The organism is Streptomyces rishiriensis, from assembly GCF_003112535.1.
GTDB classification, from domain to species: domain Bacteria; phylum Actinomycetota; class Actinomycetes; order Streptomycetales; family Streptomycetaceae; genus Streptomyces; species Streptomyces rishiriensis.
Map to the genome: position 1 here is coordinate 691,115 of NZ_BEWA01000012.1, position 18,076 is coordinate 709,190.

The window sequence follows — 18,076 nt, forward strand, 5'->3', positions numbered from 1 at the left end:
CGGGAGGCCGCGTGCAGAGGACGGATCCACGCACCGCGGGTCACTAACCTTGCGCCATGACAACGGCTCTTATTACGGGTTCGACCGCGGGGATCGGCGCCGCGTTCGCGCGCAGACTGGCGGCGGACGGGCACGACCTCGTCCTCGTCGCACGGGACACCAAGCGGCTGCGCGAGCAGGCGACCGAGTTGCACGACCGGCACGGCATCGAGGCGGAGGTGCTGACCGCCGACCTCGCCACCGACGGGGGCATCGAGGCGGTGGCCGCCCGCCTCGGGGACCGCAAGCACCCCGTCGACCTGCTGGTCAACAACGCCGGGTTCGGCAACAAGGGCCGCTATCTCGACGTGTCCATGGCCGACGAGCTGAAGATGCTCAAGGTGCACTGCGAGGCGGTGCTGCGGCTGACGTCCGCGGCGACGGCGGCGATGCGCGAGCGCGGGCGCGGCGGGGTCGTCAACGTGGCGTCCGTGGCGGCCTTCGTGCCGCGCGGGACCTACGGGGCGTCCAAGGCGTGGGTCGTGCAGTTCACGCAGGGCGCGGCGAAGGACCTGGCGGGCAGCGGGGTGCGGCTGATGGCGCTCTGCCCCGGCTTCGTGCGCACCGAGTTCCACGAGCGGGCCGGGATGGGCACGGACAACATTCCCGGCTGGATGTGGCTGGACGCGGACAAGCTGGTCGCGGCGGCGCTGCACGACCTGGCGCGCGGGAAGTCGCTGTCGATCCCCGACCCGCGCTACAAGGCGCTGATGGGTCTGGTGAAGGTGACGCCCCGGTCGCTGCTGGGCGGGATCAGCTCGAGGACGGGCCGCAAGTACGGGCCGCAGTGACGGGTGCGGCGGTGGACGGGTGACGTGGGCGCTCCGGTGGGAAAATGGACGGGACGGGACCGGGACCCAGGGGGCCGGAGGCGGCGTCATGACGTTCGTACAGCTCATCGACTGCAGGACCAGCCGGTTCGACGAGATGGACCGGCTGATGGACACATGGGTCGAGCAGACCCGGGGGAAGCGGACCGCGACCCACGCGGTCGTCGCCAAGGACCGCTCCGACGACTCGCACTTCATCGAGATCGTGGAGTTCCCCTCCTACGAGGAGGCGATGCGCAACTCCAACCTCCCGGAGACCGGCAAGGTCTTCCAGGAGCTGGTCGCCCTGTGCGACGAGATGCCGACGTTCACGGATCTCGACGTCGTCCGGGACGAGCAGCTGTACGCGCGGACGGCACGGCTGTTCTTCGACACGATCTGCACGCGGGGCGAGCTGCCGCCGCTCGACGGGCTGATCGCCGAGGAGTACCACGACCACGATCCGGCCAATCCGCAGGACACCATGGGGATGGACGCGATGCGGCGGGAGGTCGAGGCGTGGCGCGGCGGCTTCGACTACGACTTCGTGGTCGAGGACCAGATCGCCGAGGGCGACCGGGTGTGCAACCGCTGGACCTGGCGCGGCGTCCACAAGGGCGACTTCATGGGGATCCCGGCCACGGGCAGGGACGTCACGATGACCGGGACGACCGTCTTCCGGTGCCGGCAGGACGGGAAGATCGTCGAGGGCTGGTGGCAGTACGACCGGCTCGGCCTGATGGACCAGCTCGGGGCGCTGGACGCGCTGGAGGGATAGCGGGCCGGCGGCCGCGGGAGCGGCGGACGCACGCCGAGGCCCGGCGCCTCTTGTCTGCAGGGCGCCGGGCCTCGGTTACTGCCGTGGGTACCGACCTGGGTCAGTGGGAGTGGCCGTGGGAGTGGCCGCCGGCGGCCGGCTCCTCCTCTTCCTTCTTCTCGACGACCAGGGTCTCGGTCGTCAGGAGGAGGGAGGCGATGGAGGCGGCGTTCTCCAGGGCGGAGCGGGTGACCTTGACCGGGTCGATGACGCCGGCCTTGACCAGGTCGCCGTACTCGCCGGTGGCGGCGTTGAAGCCCTGGCCCTTGTCGAGCTCGGCCACCTTGGCGGTGATGACGTAGCCCTCGAGGCCCGCGTTCTCGGCGATCCAGCGCAGCGGCTCGACGACGGCGCGGCGGACGACGGCGACACCGGTGGCCTCGTCGCCGGTCTTGCCCAGGCCGCCTTCCAGCACCTTGGCGGCGTGGACCAGCGCGGAACCGCCACCGGAGACGATGCCCTCCTCGACCGCGGCGCGGGTCGCGGAGATGGCGTCCTCCAGGCGGTGCTTCTTCTCCTTCAGCTCCACCTCGGTGGCGGCGCCGACCTTGATCACGCACACGCCGCCGGCCAGCTTCGCGAGGCGCTCCTGGAGCTTCTCGCGGTCCCAGTCGGAGTCGGTGTTCTCGATCTCGGCCTTGATCTGGGCGATGCGGCCCACGACGTCCTCGGACTTGCCGCCGCCGTCGACGAGGGTGGTGTCGTCCTTGGTGACGGTGACGCGGCGGGCGGAGCCGAGCACGTCGATGCCGACCTGGTCGAGCTTGAGGCCGACCTCCTCGGAGATGACGGTGGCGCCGGTGAGGACGGCCATGTCCTGCAGCATCGCCTTGCGGCGGTCGCCGAAGCCCGGGGCCTTGACCGCGACCGCGTTGAAGGTGCCGCGGATCTTGTTGACGACGAGGGTGGAGAGCGCCTCGCCCTCCAGGTCCTCGGCGATGATCAGCAGCGGCTTGGAGGAGTTGGTCTGGATGACCTTCTCCAGCAGCGGCAGCAGGTCGGCGATCGAGGAGATCTTGCCCTGGTTGATGAGGATGTAGGGGTCCTCCAGGACGGCCTCCATGCGCTCCTGGTCCGTCACGAAGTACGGCGACAGGTAGCCCTTGTCGAAGGCCATGCCCTCGGTGAAGTCCAGCTCCAGACCGAAGGTGTTGGACTCCTCGACGGTGATGACACCGTCCTTGCCGACCTTGTCCATCGCCTCGGCGATGAGCTCGCCGACCTGCTGGTCCTGGGCGGACAGCGCGGCGACGGCGGCGATGTCGGACTTCTCGTCGATCGGGCGGGCGGTGGCCAGCAGATCGTCGGAGATGGCCTTGACGGCGGCGTCGATGCCCTTCTTCAGGGCGGCCGGGGAGGCGCCGGCGGCGACGTTCTTGAGGCCCTCGCGTACGAGCGCCTGCGCGAGCACGGTGGCGGTGGTCGTACCGTCGCCCGCGATGTCGTTGGTCTTGGTCGCCACCTCCTTCACCAGCTGGGCGCCGAGGTTCTCGTACGGGTCCTCGAGCTCCACCTCACGGGCGATGGTGACGCCGTCGTTGGTGATGGTCGGGGCGCCGAACTTCTTGTCGATGACGACGTTGCGGCCCTTGGGGCCGATCGTCACCTTGACGGTGTCGGCAAGCTTGTTGACGCCGCGCTCAAGGGCGCGACGGGCGTCCTCGTCGAACTTCAGGATCTTCGCCATGGGAGCGGTTCAGCCCTCTCGGAAAGCGTGGGAGAAACGAACTGCGCCCCCAGCGCCCGGCTTCACAAAGTAGCGGGGGCCAGGGGCGCAGTTCACTGCAAAACTGGGTGAATTACTTCTCGATGATCGCGAGGACGTCGCGAGCCGAGAGGACGAGGTACTCCTCGCCGTTGTACTTCACCTCGGTGCCGCCGTACTTGCTGTACAGGACGACATCGCCGACCTTGACGTCGAGCGGCAGGCGCTCGCCGTTCTCGAAGCGACCCGGGCCCACCGCGAGGACAGCGCCCTCCTGGGGCTTCTCCTTCGCGGTGTCCGGGATGACCAGGCCAGAGGCGGTGGTCTGCTCGGCGTCGAGCGGCTGGACCACGATGCGGTCCTCGAGCGGCTTGATGGCAACCTTGGAGCTGGTGGTCGTCACGATCCGACCTCCCCCTTCGGAGATCTCACGGGGTTAACTGTCTGAGGTGGCGACCAGGTGGATCCGTCGTCGCGGGTGCCGGACCTGCCCGTCGCTGTGTTGGCACTCTCCAGTGGTGAGTGCCAGACCTGAGACTATGACCGCGATTAGCACTCGGTCAAGCGGAGTGCCAATGCCCGCGGCGCGTCGGCCATGTTTTCGGTCCGGCGAGCGCCTTCGCCGCCCGGCGGGCGGGGGTGGGACGCGGTGGGCGCGGCGCGGAGGGCGGGGCGTGGCGTGGCGTGGCGTGGCGTCCTACAGGTAGTCCTCCAGGCGGCCCACCGTCAGACCCTGGTCCTGCACCTGGCGCAGCAGGCGGGTCGTGCGTTCGCGCAGGACCGGTCCCGTCGTCTCGTCCGGCGCGACGGCGATGATGTCGCCGGGGTGGAGGCGGTGGGCGCCGTGGGCTCGGGTGAGGCCGGTGGGGCCCATCGCGGCGCGCCACAGGACGAGAGCCTCGATGCCGCAGTCGGCGGCGGCGCGCCGGGTCGTGGTGTCGTAGGCGCCGTAGGGCGGACGGAAGAGGCGGGGGCGCAGGCCGAACCGGGCGCGGAGCTTGTCCTGCTGGCCGCAGATCTCGGCGCGCTGCCCGGCGTAGGGCAGACCGCGCAGGACCGGGTGGTCGAGGGTGTGGTTCTGGATGCTGGCGCCGACCGACTGCAACCGGGCGAAGTGCGCGTACCCCGGGCCGACCACGCTGTCGGTGAGGAACATGCTCACCGGGAGGCGCAGTTCGCGGACCATGTCGACGAAGCGCGGGTCGCGTTCGGCGCCGTCGTCGTAGGTGAGGAAGACGACCTTGTCGATGGTCGGGACATGGTCGAGGACCGGCGGGAGGGCCGTCTGCGGACTGCCCGGCAGGACGCGGGCGGGGTGGGCCGGCGCGGGAGCCAGCGGCGCCGCCAGGCCCCAGCGGCGGTACGGGGCCGGGGCGGGCTCGCGCCCTTGTGCGGCGGCCTTCCTTCCCAGGCGTTCGATCGGGTCGACGGACTGGGCGCAGCCGGTCAGGGTCGCCAGGATCAGCAGGACGGCGGTCAGTCCGCGTGCCCTCACAGGTAGTCCTCCAGCCGGGCCACCGCGTAGCCCTTCGCCGTGACCTTGTCGAGGAACCGGCGGACCATGTCGGGCATCGTGCCCTTCCACTCGTCGCGGCCGCGGAAGTGGGTGAGGACGATGTCGCCCGGGTGGAGGTCCTGGTCCGACTCCCGGTACTCCCAGTGGTCCACGAAGACCTCCTCGTCCCACAGCGGGGCGTAGCGCACGCCGCAGGACTTCGCGGCGCGCAGGGTGTCCTGGTCGTAGTTGCCGTACGGCGGCCGGAAGAGGGCGGGGCGCTCGCCGTAGTGCTCCCGCATCACCTCCTGCATGCCGCAGATCTCGCGCTTCTGACGGGCGTAGGAGAGGGCGGGCAGGTAGGGGTGGTGGAGGGTGTGGTTGTTCAGGGTCACCCCCAGATCCCGCATCTTCTTGAAGTAGCCGTAGTCGTCCTTGATCAGGTAGTTGGTGAGGAAGGCGGTGTACGGGATCCTCAGCTCGCTCATCATGCGCAGGAACGCCGGGTCCTTCTCGGCGCCGTCGTCGATGGTGAGGAAGACGACCCTGTCCTCGGTCGGGACCGTGGTGAAGACCGGCGGCAGGCCGAGCTCCTCCTGGTCGTCGACCTCGAAGCCCTTGCGGGTGGTGATCTCCGGCTTGTGCGCGGGCGGCGCCGGGGGCGTCAGCGGGACCCTCCTCAGGCCCCAGCGCCGCGCCGCGGCGACCCGGGCCTGCTGGGCGGCGCGGAGCCGGCCGGCGTACGCGTGCAGGGCGCGGGCGGGCGCCCCCTCCGGGGGCGCGGCCTTCCCGGGCTGCTGGCCCGGCGCGGGGCGGATCGCACCGCCGGCGCCCCCGCCGCCCCCCGCGCAGCCCGACGCGAGGGCGGCCAGCGCGAGGACGACGAGCGCGCCGCGGATTCCCGTACGCCCGCGGCCGCGTCGGCTTCCCGTACGCCCGCACCGGCGCGACCCCTGAGAACAACCGCGGTTGTCATCATCTTGTACGACAGGTCCCATGGCGCCGGATCCTCGCAGCCGCCGCCCCCGAACCCGGACCGACACCGCCGCCGGAGAGCCACCGTCCACCGAGTGGCCCACACCGACCGCCGTCGGCCCCCGCGTCCGGCCGACAGGGCCCCCGGACCGGCGAGGCGGGCGGCTGGCCGACAATGGCGGGGTGAACGACCTTGCTCCGCTGCTCACTGCCGAGGGCCGCGCCCTCCTCGACGCGGTGCGCGGCACCGCCCCCGCCGACGAGCTCGCCGTCGCCACCCGGCTGCGCCGCGACCACCCGGCCGGCCTGGTGTCGGCGGCCATCGGCCAGGCCAGGCTGCGGCAGCGGGCGGCGGTGAAGTTCGGGGCCGAGGACGCGGACCGGATGTTCTTCACGCCGAACGGCGTGGAGCAGTCGACGCGGGCGAGCGTCGCCGGCTACCGGGCCGGGCGGATGCGGGCGCTCGGCGTGGCCTCGGTCGCCGACCTGTGCTGCGGGATCGGCGGCGACGCGATCGCGCTCGCCCGTGCCGGGATCCGGGTGCTGGCCGTGGACCGGGACCCGGTCACGGCACAGGCGGCGCGCGCGAACGCCGAGGCGCTGGGGCTGAGCGAACTGATCGAGGTGCGCGAGGCGGACGTCACCGAGGTGGACACCGGCGGCTACGACGCCGTGTTCGTCGATCCGGCACGCCGGGGCGGACGCGGACGCGTCTTCGACCCCGAGGCCTACTCGCCGCCGCTGTCCTGGGCGGTGGGCGCCGCCCTCGCCGCGCCCCGCGCCGCCCTGAAGATCGCGCCCGGCGTGCCGCACGAGGCGATCCCGGCCGAGGCCGAGGCCGAGTGGATCTCGGACGGCGGGGACGTGAAGGAGGCGGTGCTGTGGTTCGGGACCGGTGAGCCGGGCGCCGTCCGGGCGACCCTGCTGCCGGGACCGCGGACGCTGCTCGGCGGCGATCTGCCCGACCCGCCCGTGCGGCCGGTCGGCCGGTACCTGTACGAGCCCGACGGCGCGGTGGTCCGGGCCCATCTGGTCGCCGACGTGGCCCGCGAGGTCGACGGCGGGCTGATCGACGAGACCATCGCCTACGTCACCGCCGACGCCCTGCGCTCCACCCCGTACGCCACCGCGTACGAGATCACCGATCAGCTCCCCTTCAACGTCAAGAAGTTGAAGGCCCTGCTGCGGGAACGCGGGGTGGGGATCCTGACCGTGAAGAAGCGGGGGTCCGCGGTGGAGCCGGAGGAGCTGCGCAGGAAGGCGCTCCCCAAGGACCGGGGGCCGCACTCGGCGACCGTCTTCCTGACCCGGGTCGCGGGGGCGCCGACGATGCTCCTCGGCGCCCCCGCGGGCACGCCCCCTGCCGGTTGAGGCCGTCGGGGCCGCCGCCGTCCGCCGTCGGGGACGGCCGTGGCGCCCGTCTCACCCGAGGCAGTCCGCCGCGCGGGCCAGCAGCAGCTCCCGCTCCCGCTCGTTGCCCGTCAGGGCGGCCGCCCGCTCGAACTCGGCCCTGGCCTCCGCCGGACGGTCCAGGCGCAGCAGCAGGTCGCCGCGGACGCTGGGCAGGAGGTGGTAGTCGCGCAGGGACGGCTCGGCGGCGAGGCCGTCGACGATCTCCAGCGCGGGTCCCGGTCCCTCGGCCATCGACACGGCCACGGCTCGGTTGAGCTCGACGACCGGGGACGGCGCGCGCACGGCCAGCAGGCCGTACAGGGTGGCGATGGCCGTCCAGTCGGTGTCCTCGTAGGCCGGGGCGTGCGCGTGGCAGGCGGCCACGGCGGCCTGGAGGGCGTAGGGGCCGGGGGCCCCGGCCGCGGAGGTGGCGCCGGCCCGTTCCAGGGCGGCGATGCCCCGGGCGACGAGCCGTCTGTCCCAGCGGCGGCGGTCCTGGTCGCGCAGGAGGACGGGCGAGCCGTCGGGGGCCGTGCGGGCGGGGGCGCGGGACGCCTGGAACTCGAGGAGCGCGGCCAGCGCGTGGACCTCGGGCTCCTTCGGCATGAGGGCCGCCAGCTGCCGGGCCAGCCGCAGCGCGTCCTCGCACAGCGCCGGGCGCAGCCAGTCGTCGCCGGCGGTGGCCGCGTACCCCTCGTTGAAGATCAGGTAGATCACGTCCAGGACGGAGCCCAGCCGGGCCTCGCGGTCAGGTCCGTACGGCACCTCGAAGGCGACGTTCCTGGTGGCCAGGGTCTTCTTGGCGCGGACGATGCGCTGGGCGACCGTCGGTTCGGGGACCAGGAAGGCGCGGGCGATCTCGGGCGTGCTCAGACCGCCGAGCAGGCGCAGCGTGAGGGCGGTGCGGGCCTCGGCGGACAGCACCGGGTGGCAGGCGGTGAACACGAGCCTGAGCAGGTCGTCGTCGATGTCGTCGGCGTCGGCGGGCTCCTCGGGCGGGGCGGTCGTGGTCTGCAGGTCGCGGCCCATCTCCTGCAGCTTGCGGGCGTAGTTCTCCCGGCGGCGGACCAGGTCGACGGCGCGATGCCGGGCGGCCGCCGTGAGCCAGGCCCCGGGGTTGTCCGGCACGCCGTCGCGCGGCCACTGCTCCAGCGCGGCCACCAGCGCGTCCTGCGCCAGTTCCTCCGCGATGCCGACGTCGCGCACGACACGGGCGACGGCCGCGATGACGCGGGGGTACTCCAGGCGGAAGACGGTCTCGATGGCGGCACGGGGATCCGGGGCGGTCCGGTGGTCCGGGGCCGTCCGGTGGTCCGGGGCCGTCCGGTGGTCCGGGGCCGTCCGGTGGTCCGGGGCCGTCCGGTGGTCCGGGGCGGTCGGGGGGTTCGAGGCGGGCTGTTGTTCCACAGCCCACCATCGAACACCCCCCGGACGTCCGGACCAAGGACCGCTCAGCCCTCCGCGATCTCCCGCACCTCGCAGTTCACCGTCCAGAAGTCCTCGTGGACCTTCACGAACCGCTTGGTCCACTCGACGGCCTCGTCCCGGTCCTTGCACTGCATGATCGCGTAGCCGCCCACGGCCTCCTTGGTCTCCGTGAAGGGCCCGTCGGTGACGGAGACCTTCCCGCCCTCGTAGTGCACCCGGACGCCCTGCTCGGTCGGGGTCAGCCCGGCGGTCTCCAGCATCACGCCGGCCTTGGTGATCTCCTCGATCAGCTCCCCCATGCGCTGCATCAGCTCGGGGCTGGGGCCCTCCGCGGGCACGCTGTTCTCGTCGATCCGCACCAGCGACAGGTAACGGGGCATGGTGACTCCTCCGGTCCGATGGGCCGGGTCCTTCCCGGCCTCTCACCCCTGCGTCGAACGGGAGCGGGCCGGATCGACACTTCCCCGCGACTCTTTCTCCGGCTTCCTGTGCGGCTTCATCGCAGCGACTTCCACAGCGCGCCCGCCGCCGGCTCCCGGGCCACCACCCGGTTGGGATCCGAGGGCGCCGCGACCACGGGCATGGTGACCGTCCTGACGTGGTCGGCCGGCAGCCCCTTCAGGCTCCGGCCGAGCTCCGTCAGCTCGCTCAGGGAGTCCAGACCGGTGTCCGTGGTGAGACTGCCGGTGATCGCGTCGGCGACCTCGTAGAGCCGGCCGGGGCTGGTCAGGAGGTCGGTGGAGGCGATCTGTTCCAGCAGGGCCTTCACGAGCTTGTGCTGCAGGCCTATGCGCCCGAGGTCGCTGCCGTCGCCTATGCCGTGCCGGGTGCGGGCCAGGGCGAGGGCGCGGGCGCCGTTCAGATGGTGGACGCCCGCCTCGAGGTGCAGATGGCTGTCGTCGTCGTCGATGTCCTCGTCGGTGGTGACGGTGACCCCGCCCAGCGCGTCGACGAGCTTGGCGAAGCCCGAGAAGTCGACCTCGACGTAGTGGTCCATGCGGACGCCGGTGATCGACTCGACGGTCTTGACGGCGCAGACGGGACCGCCGACCGAGTATGCGGTGTTGAACATCGCGCCGTACGCCACGGACGTCGAGCCGCCGCCGGACAGCGGGCAGGAGGGGCGGGTGACGAGGGTGTCGCGCGGGATGCTGGCGACGGTGGCCGTCGTACGTCCGGCGTCGACGTGCACGACCATCGCCGTGTCGGAGCGCGCGCCGGTGCTGTCGCCACCGCCGAGCCTCTGGTTCTCCTTGCCGCTGCGCGAGTCCGAGCCCAGTACCAGGATGTTCGTCGCCTCGGTGGGCGGCGGGGAGGCGGAGGGGGCAGGGGCGGTGACCGCCTTGGCGGGGCGGTCGTCGCCGAGCGCGTTGTCGATGTCGACGCTCTTGATGTTGTCGTCGAGTCGCCAGTAGATCCAGCCCGCCGTCCCGGCCCCCGCCACCAAGGCGGCGGCCAGGGTGAGGCCGGCGGCCTTCAGCGCTCTCGACCGCCGGCCCGCTCCCGCTCCGCTTGCGCCGTGCTCCTCGTGTCGCGTCACGGGCAGGAACGTACGTCCGAATAATGAGCGGACTGTTAGGAAGCCGACCGCGGGCCGGTTTTCTCGTGAGAATCTCAGGTTCCCCCGGGACCGGCCCCGGTTCAGCCCAGCGTCACCGTCGGCGCCGGGTTGCTCCCGCTCCAGTTGGCGTTGAACCCGAAGCTCACCGAACCGCCGTCCGGAACCGTCCCGTTGTACGAGGCGTTCACACAGGTCACGGCCGGCCCCGACTGGGTGCAGCCGGCGTTCCAGGCCTGGGTGATCTGCTGGCCCGCGCCGTACGTCCAGGTCGCCTTCCAGGACGACAGCGAGGCGCCCGAGCAGGAGATCGTCACGGTGCCGGTGAACTCGGTGTTCCACTGGCTTCCCACGCTGTACGCGGCCTTGCACCCGCCGGTCGGGGGCGGCGTGGTCGTGCCGCCGAGCGCCTCGGCGATGCCGTAGTAGGCGGGTTTGGGGGCGTAGTTGCCGTCGTACGGCGTCGCCGCGCCCTCCCCGGGGAACGTGCTCTCCACCCACGAGTCGGAGTCGGTGAAGCCCCAGACGGTGAGGTTCACACAGCGGGCGACGGCGACGCAGGCGGCGGTGACCGCCTTGTAGTCGGCCTTCTGCCGGTCGAGCTTGGCGCTGTCCGAGGGCAGCGGCATCCGGATGTCCAGCTCGGTGATCGCCACGTCGACGCCGAGGTCGGCGAAGCGCTGGATGTTCTGCTGGAGGGTCGCGGGGACCTGCCCGAGGACCAGGTGGGCCTGGAGGCCGACCCCGTCGATGGGGACTCCCCGCTGCTTCAGGGACCTGACCAGGTTGTACAGGGCGGTGGACTTCGCGTTGACGCCCTCGACGTTGTAATCGTTGATGTAGAGCTTCGCGGCCGGGTCGGCGGCCCGCGCCCAGGTCAGCGCGTTGGCGATGTAGTCGGCGCCGAGGCCGTTGTACCAGAGGGTCGGGCGGTAGGTGCCGTCCTCGTTGAAGGCCTCGTTGACGACGTCCCAGGCGGCGATCCTGCCTTTGTACCGGCCGACCTCGGTGGCGATGTGGTTCTGCAGGAGGTCGCCGAGCTGGGCGGGGGTCCAGTTGCCGCTGGTGAGCCAGTTCGGGTTCTGGTTGTGCCAGACCAGGGTGTGGCCGCGCACCTGCTGGTCGTGGGCCTGCGCGAAGGCCACGATCTGATCGGCCTCGGCCCAGTTGAAGGCGCCCCGGGCCGGCTCCACCGAGCCCCACTTCATGGCGTTGCCGGGGGTCAGCGAGGAGAACTGCGCCGCGGCGACGTCACCGTAGGTCCCGGTGAGCTTGGAGCCGGTGACCGCGGTGCCGACGAGCTTGCCCTTGGCTGCGCCGAGGTCGCGCAGCGGGGCGTCCGCCGCGTGGGACGCGGGGGCCGCGACGAGCAGGGCCGCGGCGGCGGCGACCCCGGCGATCAGCGCGGTCAGCCGGGTTTTCGGGCGGGATGTTCTGGAGGATCTCATGGCGGGTGCCTCCGAAAGTTTCGGTCGTTCAACCGATTGACTTCGGAGGAGTGTGGAGGTGTGTGCCACACCCGTCAATACGTCAACTTCCGGCCACTCCTCTCCACCGCCCCCCGCTCCCGCCCCGCTCTCGCCTCAGCTCAAGCCGGGCCCGGCCGGGGCCCGCACTACGCGGCCGGCGGCGCCCCGGTGCTCGTGCGCACCACCAGGCTGGTCGCCAGCTCCACCCGGGTCGCGGTCGGCGCCTCCTGCGACGTCGACCGCGCCAGTTCGAGGACCAGCCGGGCGGCCGCCTCGGCCATCTCCGTCAGCGGCTGCCGCACGGTCGTCAGCGGCGGCCCCACCCAACGGGCCACCGGAAGATCGTCGAAGCCGACCACGCTGACGTCCTCCGGGATGCGCAGCCCGAGCTCGCGCGCGGCCTCGTAGAAGCCGAGGGCCTGGAGGTCGTTGCCGGCGAAGACGGCGGTGGGCCGGTCGGGGCGGTCGAGGAGCTCGCGGCCGAGTCGGTAGCCGGTCTCGTGGTGGAAGTCGCCGGTCTTGATCAGCGCCTGGTCGACCGGCAGGCCGGCCGTCTCCAGAGCGGCCCGGTAGCCGTCGATCCGGGCCCGGCTGCACATCATCTGCGGCGGCCCGCTGATCGCCCCGATCCGCCGGTGCCCCAGCTCGACCAGGTGCCGGGTGGCGGCGAGACCGCCCTGCCAGTTGGTCGCCCCGATGGACGGCACGTCGGCGCCCGGGTCGCCGGCCGGGTCCATCACCACGAACGGGATGGAGCGGCTGGTCAGCAGCGCCCGCTGGGACTCGTCCAGCCCGGACAGCACCAGCACGACGCCGTGCGGGCGGCGGGCGGCGACCTGGTCGGCCCAGGTCCGCCCGGGCGTGAGCCGTCCCGCGCTCTCGCTCAGCACCACGCTCAGCCCGGCGTCCCGGGCCACGTTCTCCACCCCCCGGATGACCTCCATCGCCCAGGCGCTCTCCAGTTCGTGGAAGACCAGGTCGATCAGCGGCGAGCGGGTCGCCTCGGCCCGGCGGCGCCGGTAGCCGTGGGCGCGCAGCAACTCCTCGACGCGGGTGCGGGTGCCGGGGGCGACATCGGCCCGTCCGTTGAGGACCTTCGAAACAGTCGGTGCCGATACGCCGGCCTCGCGGGCGATCTCCGCAAGGGTCGCGGTCTGCGTCGGCCGCGCTTCTGTCCGCGTTTCCACGGGCTCCGAGGGTGTCATGGCGGCGATCGTATCGCCACGCGACCTCTTGACGAACCTGGTAGGACGCCATAGGTTCCCGGAACATTCGAAGTACAGCTCGAAACATTCGTACACTCGCTCGTACAGGATCCCCGGATTCGCTGGCCCTCTGGTGGCTCACCGACCTCTGACAGGAGTTTCATGACCACCGCCCCCTGGCGTGACCCCGCCCTGCCCGCCGCCGCCCGCGTCGACGACCTCCTCTCCCGGATGACCCTGGAGGAGAAGACCGCCCAGCTGTACGGCGTGTGGGTGGGCGCCGCGACGGACGGCGACGGAGTCGCCCCCCACCAGCACGACATGAGCGCCGATCCCGCCGAGGACTACGACGAGCTGATCACCCGCGGGCTCGGCCAGCTGACCCGTTCCTTCGGCACCGCCCCCGTGGAGCCGGGCCTCGGCGCCCGGGCCCTCGCCCTCGCCCAGCGGCAGATCGCCGACGCGGGCCGCTTCGGCATCCCGGCGGTCGCCCACGAGGAGTGCCTGGCCGGCTTCACCGCCTGGCGGGCCACCGCCTATCCGGTGCCGCTGGCCTGGGGCGCCGCCTTCGACCCGCCGCTGGTGGAGGAGATGGGCCGGGCGATCGGCCGCGACCTGCGCGCGGTCGGCGTCCACCAGGGTCTGGCCCCCGTCCTGGACGTCGTCCGCGACCCGCGCTGGGGACGGGTCGAGGAGACGATCGGCGAGGACCCGTATCTGGTGGGCACGGTCGGCACGGCCTATGTGCGCGGGCTCGAATCGGCCGGCCTGGTCGCCACGCTCAAGCACTTCGCCGGGTACGCCTCCTCGGCGGGGGCCCGCAACCTGGCCCCGGTGCGGGCGGGCACCCGGGAGTTCGCGGACGTGACGCTGCCCCCGTTCGAGATGGCGCTGCGCGAGGGCGGCGCCCGCTCGGTGATGGCGGCCTACACCGAACGCGACGGCGTCCCGGCCTCCGCCGACCCCGAGCTGCTGACCCGGCTGCTGCGGGAGGAGTGGGGCTTCACCGGCACGGTCGTCGCCGACTACTTCGGCATCGCCTTCCTGCAGACCCTGCACCGGGTGGCCGGCACCCCCGCGGAGACGGCCGGCCTCGCCCTGAGGGCCGGCGTCGACGTCGAGCTGCCCACGGTGAAGTACTACGGCGCGTCGCTGGTCGCGGCCGTCCGCGCGGGCGAGATCCCGGAGGAGCTGGTGGACCGGTCGGCCCGCCGCGTGCTGCTCCAGAAGTGCGAACTGGGCCTACTGGACGAGGACTGGCGGCCCGAGACCTCCGAGTCGGTCGACCTCGACCCGGCGGCGAACCGGGTGCTTGCCCGCCGGCTGGCGGAGGAGTCGGTGGTCCTGCTGGACAACCCCGACGGACTGCTCCCCCTCGCCCCCGACGCCCGGATCGCGGTGGTCGGCCCGCGGGCCGCGGACGCCCTGGCGATGCTCGGCTGCTACTCCTTCCCCTCCCACGTCCTGCCGCACCACCCCGGCGTCGAGACGGGCATCGAGATCCCGACCCTGCTGGAGTCGCTGCGGGCCGAACTCCCCGACGCGAAGGTCACGTTCACGGAGGGCTGCGGGGTCTCCGACCCGGACCCGTCCGGCTTCGCGGAGGCCGTCGCGCGGGCGGCGGAGGCCGTCGCGCGGGCGGCGGAGGCGGACGTGTGCGTGGCCGTCCTCGGCGACCGGGCCGGCCTGTTCGGCCGGGGCACCTCCGGCGAGGGCTGCGACGTGGCCGACCTCAGCCTGCCGGGCGTCCAGGGCGAGCTGCTGGACGGACTGGTGGCGACGGGCGTCCCGGTCGTCCTCGTCCTGCTCACCGGACGCCCCTACGCGCTGGGCCGCTGGCACGGGCGGCTGGGGGCGGTCGTCCAGGCGTTCTTCCCGGGTGAGGAGGGCGGTCCGGCGGTGGCGGGAGTGCTGTCGGGCCGGGTGAACCCCTCGGGCCGCCTCCCGGTGAGCGTGCCGCGCGTGCCGGGCGGCCAGCCCTGGACCTACCTCCAGCCTCCGCTGGGCCTGGCGGGCGAGGTCAGCAGCCTGGACCCGACCCCGCTGTACGCCTTCGGCCACGGGCGCACGTACACGACGTTCGCCTGGGAGGACTTCACCGGCCCCGACGCGGAGATCCCGACGGACGGCTCGTACGACGTGGCCCTCACCGTGCGCAACACCGGCGACCGGGCGGGCACGGAGGTCGTGCAGCTGTATCTGCACGACCCGGTGGCGAGCGTGACCCGTCCCGACGTCCGCCTGATCGGCTACCGCCGGCTGGAGCTGGCGGCGGGCGAGTCGGCGCGGGTAGCGTTCCGCTTCCACGCCGACCTGTCGGCGTTCACCGACCGCGACGGCCGGCGGATCGTCGAACCCGGTGCGCTGGAACTGCGGTTGGCCGCGTCCAGCGCGGACGTGCGGGAGGTGGCCCGGGTGCGGCTGACCGGACCGGTGCGCGAGGTGGGCGTCGAGCGGCGGCTGCACTGCGACGTGGAGGTCCAGCGCACCTGAGGTGCGGGCCCGGGGTGCCGGCGTGTCAGAATCCGCCGACATCTGCCGACACCCCAGGCGCACGACGGGAACCCCATGAACGCCCCCGCGACCACCGGCCCCCGTTCGTCGTCTTCGACCGCGAGGCGACCCGCGCCGACCTGCGGGACGCGTTCATCCTCCCGGCCACCACGGCCGTGCCTGACGCCCCGCCGTGGTGGCGCGGAGCGTCGGCCGCTTTCGCCGGCACGACCGTCGGCGCCGCCTCGGGCCTGTCGCTGACCGACGGCTCACCGACCGGCACCGTGGCTCTCGCCCTGTGTGGGGCGACCCTGCTCACCTCGGTGTGGGCCCTGTCGTCGCCCCAGCCGTAGGGCCACGGCCGGCCGGGAGCGCGACGCGCGTGGGCGCTGCCGGGCGGGCGATCCGGGGGCGTCCGGCGCCGGTGCCCGGTGAGACGTCCGAGACCGGGACGACGGCCGGACGGCCGTCCGCCCGCGCCTCCCGGAGCCGGCCGTCACCGAGCCCCTCCCGCTCCGCCGGGCCGTCCGCCTCCGCCCCGGCCTCCGCTCCGGACTCGGGGCCTGCCTCCCGCTCCGCCGGGCCGTCCCCGACGTCGTCCACCGGCGCGACCGGCACCGCGCCCGCCGGGCCCGGCCCCACGGGGTTCACGCCCCCGGGCCTCCGCCCGGGCGACACCGGCCCCGAGGTCGCCGAACTCCAGACCCGCCCGAGCCGGACCGGCCGCTACGACGGCAGGCCGACGGCGTCCACAGCCGCCGGGTGGCACCCGCAGCCCGCAGCCCTCAGCCCTCAGCCCCCACCGGCTCGAACCGCCACCGGTGCACCGCCCGGGTCACCAACTCACCGTCGGGCTCGGGCAGTTCGGGAAGCCCGGCGGCGTCGTACCCGGCGTCCCACCAGGTGATCACCAGCACCCGGTCCTGCGGGGCCCGGAAGGTCTCCCGGCGCAGCGGCCGCGGCGCCAGCTCCTGCGCGCGCGCCCACGCCAGCAGTTCCTCGCCCCGCCCGGCGACCGCCCGGGCTTCCCACATCAGTGCGACGCTCACGACGCGATCCTCACGAGTACAGGTTGTCCTTGGCGGTCTCGTGCACATGGTCGTGGCCGTGGCCATGACCGTGCGGGCTGCCCGGCACATGCGGCTCGGTCACCGGCAGCGAGGAGTCCGCCGACAGGTCCCAGCTCGACGCGGCGCGACCCCGGGCCACCATCTCCGCGCCCAGCGCCGCCACCATCGCGCCGTTGTCCGTGCACAGCTTGGGGCGCGGCACGCGCAGCCGGATGCCGGCGGCCTCGCAGCGCTCCTGGGCCAGGGCCCGCAGCCGGGTGTTCGCGGCGACGCCGCCGCCGATCATCAGGTGGTCGACGCCCTCGTCCTTGCAGGCCCGCACGGCCTTGCGGGTCAGGACGTCCACGACCGCCTCCTGGAAGGAGGCCGCCACGTCCCGCACCGGCACCTCCTCGCCCGCCGCCCGCTTCGCCTCGATCCAGCGGGCGACCGACGTCTTCAGCCCGGAGAAGGAGAAGTCGTACGCCGGGTCGCGCGGGCCGGTGAGGCCGCGCGGGAACGCGATGGCCGACGGATCGCCCTCGCGCGCGTAGCGGTCGATGACCGGGCCGCCCGGGAAGCCCAGGTTCAGCACCCGGGCGATCTTGTCGAAGGCCTCGCCCGCCGCGTCGTCGATGGTCGCGCCCATCGGACGGACGTCGGAGGTGATGTCGGCGGACAGCAGCAGCGAGGAGTGGCCGCCCGACACCAGCAGGGCCATGGTCGGCTCGGGCAGCGCGCCGTGCTCCAGCTGGTCCACGCAGATGTGCGAGGCGAGGTGGTTCACGCCGTAGAGCGGCTTGCCGAGGGCGTAGGCGTACGCCTTCGCCGCCGAGACGCCGACCAGCAGCGCGCCGGCGAGACCGGGGCCGGCCGTGACCGCGATGCCGTCGAGGTCCCTCGGGCTCACTCCCGCTTCCTTCAGCGCCCGGTCGATGGTCGGGACCATCGCCTCCAGGTGGGCCCGGGAGGCCACCTCGGGCACGACCCCGCCGAAGCGGGCGTGCTCGTCGACGCTGGAGGCGATCGCGTCCGCCAGCAGGGTCGTGCCGCGCACGACGCCGACGCCGGTCTCGTCGCAGGAGGTCTCGATCCCCAGTACGAGGGGTTCGTCAGCCATGGGTCTCGGTTCCTTGCGTTCCGGCTACGGATGTCGTCGGGTCGGTCAGGCGCATCACCAGGGCGTCCACGTTCCCCGGCTGGTAGTAGCCGCGGCGGAAGCCGATGGCCTCGAAGCCGAAGCGTTCGTAGAGCTTCTGGGCGCGGATGTTGTCGATCCGGCACTCCAGCATGACCTCGGCGCACTCGAACGCGGTCGCCGCGCGCAGCAGTTCCGTCAGCAGGCGGCCGCCGAGGCCGGTGCCCCAGTGCTCGCGGGCGACGGCGATGGTCTGGACGTCGGCGAGGTCCCCGGCGGCGGCCAGACCGGCGTACCCGACGATCCGCTCGCCGGCGCTCCCGTCGCCGTCCTCGCGCCGGTCGACGGCGACGAGGTACCGCCGGGTCGCCTCGGGGCCGCGGGCGTGGGCCAGGTCGGACCAGAACATGCCCCGCGACCAGGCGTCCTCGGGGAAGAGGTCCTTCTCCAGTTCCAGCACGGGCTCGATGTCCCACCAGCGCATCTCGCGCAGCACGGGCTGCC

Annotated in this window: 17 protein-coding genes; 5 read left to right on the plus strand and 12 right to left on the minus strand. The window is 73.1% G+C overall.

Annotated elements, in window-relative coordinates:
• Positions 1–56: 56 nt before the first annotated feature.
• Positions 57–830 carry an SDR family NAD(P)-dependent oxidoreductase gene (locus Sri02f_RS22405; protein ID WP_109003079.1) on the plus strand — a complete coding sequence of 258 codons (774 nt, stop codon included), beginning with the start codon at positions 57–59 and terminating at the stop codon, positions 828–830.
• Positions 831–918: 88 nt separating this feature from the next.
• Positions 919–1,626, plus strand: coding sequence for an ester cyclase (locus tag Sri02f_RS22410; protein ID WP_109003080.1), 708 nt, complete (start codon positions 919–921; stop codon positions 1,624–1,626).
• 100 nt (positions 1,627–1,726) lie between these two features.
• Here the strand turns inward: Sri02f_RS22410 and groL are convergent, their stop codons facing one another.
• The 4 genes from groL to Sri02f_RS22430 form a co-directional block, all read right to left on the minus strand.
• Complete coding sequence (groL, locus tag Sri02f_RS22415) at positions 1,727–3,352, minus strand: chaperonin GroEL (RefSeq protein WP_109003081.1); 1,626 nt, start codon at positions 3,350–3,352, stop codon at positions 1,727–1,729.
• A gap of 112 nt (positions 3,353–3,464) precedes the next feature.
• Positions 3,465–3,773, minus strand: a complete 309-nt coding sequence (gene groES, locus Sri02f_RS22420; protein ID WP_020132158.1) for a co-chaperone GroES — start codon at positions 3,771–3,773, stop codon at positions 3,465–3,467.
• A 294-nt stretch (positions 3,774–4,067) separates the two neighbouring features.
• Complete coding sequence (locus Sri02f_RS22425; protein ID WP_109003082.1) at positions 4,068–4,865, minus strand: polysaccharide deacetylase family protein; 798 nt, start codon at positions 4,863–4,865, stop codon at positions 4,068–4,070.
• Positions 4,862–5,863 carry a polysaccharide deacetylase family protein gene (locus tag Sri02f_RS22430; RefSeq protein ID WP_109003083.1) on the minus strand — a complete coding sequence of 334 codons (1,002 nt, stop codon included), beginning with the start codon at positions 5,861–5,863 and terminating at the stop codon, positions 4,862–4,864. Before Sri02f_RS22430 ends, Sri02f_RS22425 begins: the two co-directional genes overlap by 4 nt.
• Positions 5,864–6,023: 160 nt before the next feature.
• Between Sri02f_RS22430 and Sri02f_RS22435 the strand changes: the two genes are divergently transcribed.
• Positions 6,024–7,211: a class I SAM-dependent methyltransferase gene (locus Sri02f_RS22435; RefSeq protein ID WP_109003084.1), complete on the plus strand. Its 1,188-nt coding sequence runs from the start codon at positions 6,024–6,026 to the stop codon at positions 7,209–7,211.
• A 51-nt stretch (positions 7,212–7,262) separates the two neighbouring features.
• On the opposite strand, the gene Sri02f_RS22440 is transcribed toward Sri02f_RS22435, so the two are convergent.
• The 5 genes from Sri02f_RS22440 to Sri02f_RS22460 all read right to left on the minus strand — a co-directional run bounded on the left by Sri02f_RS22440 (position 7,263) and on the right by Sri02f_RS22460 (position 12,892).
• Positions 7,263–8,495 carry an RNA polymerase sigma factor gene (locus tag Sri02f_RS22440; RefSeq protein ID WP_245970745.1) on the minus strand — a complete coding sequence of 411 codons (1,233 nt, stop codon included), beginning with the start codon at positions 8,493–8,495 and terminating at the stop codon, positions 7,263–7,265.
• Between the two features lie 188 nt (positions 8,496–8,683).
• A complete protein-coding gene (locus Sri02f_RS22445) occupies positions 8,684–9,040 on the minus strand; it encodes a YciI family protein (protein ID WP_109003086.1) in 357 nt (118 codons plus the stop codon).
• Between the two features lie 116 nt (positions 9,041–9,156).
• Positions 9,157–10,200 carry an LCP family protein gene (locus Sri02f_RS22450; RefSeq protein WP_109003087.1) on the minus strand — a complete coding sequence of 348 codons (1,044 nt, stop codon included), beginning with the start codon at positions 10,198–10,200 and terminating at the stop codon, positions 9,157–9,159.
• Between the two features lie 101 nt (positions 10,201–10,301).
• The gene (locus Sri02f_RS22455) at positions 10,302–11,666 is read right to left on the minus strand and encodes a glycoside hydrolase family 10 protein (protein ID WP_109003088.1); all 1,365 of its coding nucleotides are present in this window, start codon (positions 11,664–11,666) and stop codon (positions 10,302–10,304) included.
• A gap of 167 nt (positions 11,667–11,833) precedes the next feature.
• A complete protein-coding gene (locus Sri02f_RS22460) occupies positions 11,834–12,892 on the minus strand; it encodes a LacI family DNA-binding transcriptional regulator (protein ID WP_109003089.1) in 1,059 nt (352 codons plus the stop codon).
• 162 nt (positions 12,893–13,054) lie between these two features.
• Here Sri02f_RS22460 and Sri02f_RS22465 point away from each other — a divergent pair, with 162 nt between their 5' ends.
• Positions 13,055–15,385, plus strand: coding sequence for a beta-xylosidase/alpha-l-arabinosidase (locus Sri02f_RS22465; RefSeq protein ID WP_109003090.1), 2,331 nt, complete (start codon positions 13,055–13,057; stop codon positions 15,383–15,385).
• Positions 15,386–15,399: 14 nt separating this feature from the next.
• Complete coding sequence (locus Sri02f_RS22470) at positions 15,400–15,738, plus strand: hypothetical protein (RefSeq protein WP_109003091.1); 339 nt, start codon at positions 15,400–15,402, stop codon at positions 15,736–15,738.
• A 432-nt stretch (positions 15,739–16,170) separates the two neighbouring features.
• On the opposite strand, the gene Sri02f_RS22480 is transcribed toward Sri02f_RS22470, so the two are convergent.
• From Sri02f_RS22480 to rimI, 3 genes are read right to left on the minus strand one after another with little or no spacing between them, the layout of a single operon-like run.
• Positions 16,171–16,434: a hypothetical protein gene (locus Sri02f_RS22480; protein ID WP_109003092.1), complete on the minus strand. Its 264-nt coding sequence runs from the start codon at positions 16,432–16,434 to the stop codon at positions 16,171–16,173.
• A gap of 10 nt (positions 16,435–16,444) precedes the next feature.
• On the minus strand, positions 16,445–17,554 hold the full coding sequence (gene tsaD, locus Sri02f_RS22485; protein WP_109003093.1) for a tRNA (adenosine(37)-N6)-threonylcarbamoyltransferase complex transferase subunit TsaD: 1,110 nt from the start codon (positions 17,552–17,554) through the stop codon (positions 16,445–16,447).
• A complete protein-coding gene (rimI, locus tag Sri02f_RS22490) occupies positions 17,547–18,056 on the minus strand; it encodes a ribosomal protein S18-alanine N-acetyltransferase (protein ID WP_109003221.1) in 510 nt (169 codons plus the stop codon). The genes tsaD and rimI overlap by 8 nt, the downstream gene beginning before the upstream one ends.
• Between the last annotated feature and the right edge of the window lie 20 nt (positions 18,057–18,076).

What these genes read in the sequence shown, in the direction of transcription:
- Sri02f_RS22430 (WP_109003083.1), bottom strand. Translation starts at nt 5,863, where the DNA reads ATGGGACCTGTCGTACAAGATGATGACAACCGCGGTTGTTCTCAGGGG.
- rimI (WP_109003221.1), bottom strand. Translation starts at nt 18,056, where the DNA reads ATGCGCTGGTGGGACATCGAGCCCGTGCTGGAACTGGAGAAGGACCTC.
- Sri02f_RS22445 (WP_109003086.1), bottom strand. Translation starts at nt 9,040, where the DNA reads ATGCCCCGTTACCTGTCGCTGGTGCGGATCGACGAGAACAGCGTGCCC.
- Sri02f_RS22405 (WP_109003079.1), top strand. Translation starts at nt 57, where the DNA reads ATGACAACGGCTCTTATTACGGGTTCGACCGCGGGGATCGGCGCCGCG.
- tsaD (WP_109003093.1), bottom strand. Translation starts at nt 17,554, where the DNA reads ATGGCTGACGAACCCCTCGTACTGGGGATCGAGACCTCCTGCGACGAG.
- Sri02f_RS22465 (WP_109003090.1), top strand. Translation starts at nt 13,055, where the DNA reads ATGACCACCGCCCCCTGGCGTGACCCCGCCCTGCCCGCCGCCGCCCGC.
- groL (WP_109003081.1), bottom strand. Translation starts at nt 3,352, where the DNA reads ATGGCGAAGATCCTGAAGTTCGACGAGGACGCCCGTCGCGCCCTTGAG.
- Sri02f_RS22410 (WP_109003080.1), top strand. Translation starts at nt 919, where the DNA reads ATGACGTTCGTACAGCTCATCGACTGCAGGACCAGCCGGTTCGACGAG.
- Sri02f_RS22455 (WP_109003088.1), bottom strand. Translation starts at nt 11,666, where the DNA reads ATGAGATCCTCCAGAACATCCCGCCCGAAAACCCGGCTGACCGCGCTG.
- Sri02f_RS22460 (WP_109003089.1), bottom strand. Translation starts at nt 12,892, where the DNA reads ATGACACCCTCGGAGCCCGTGGAAACGCGGACAGAAGCGCGGCCGACG.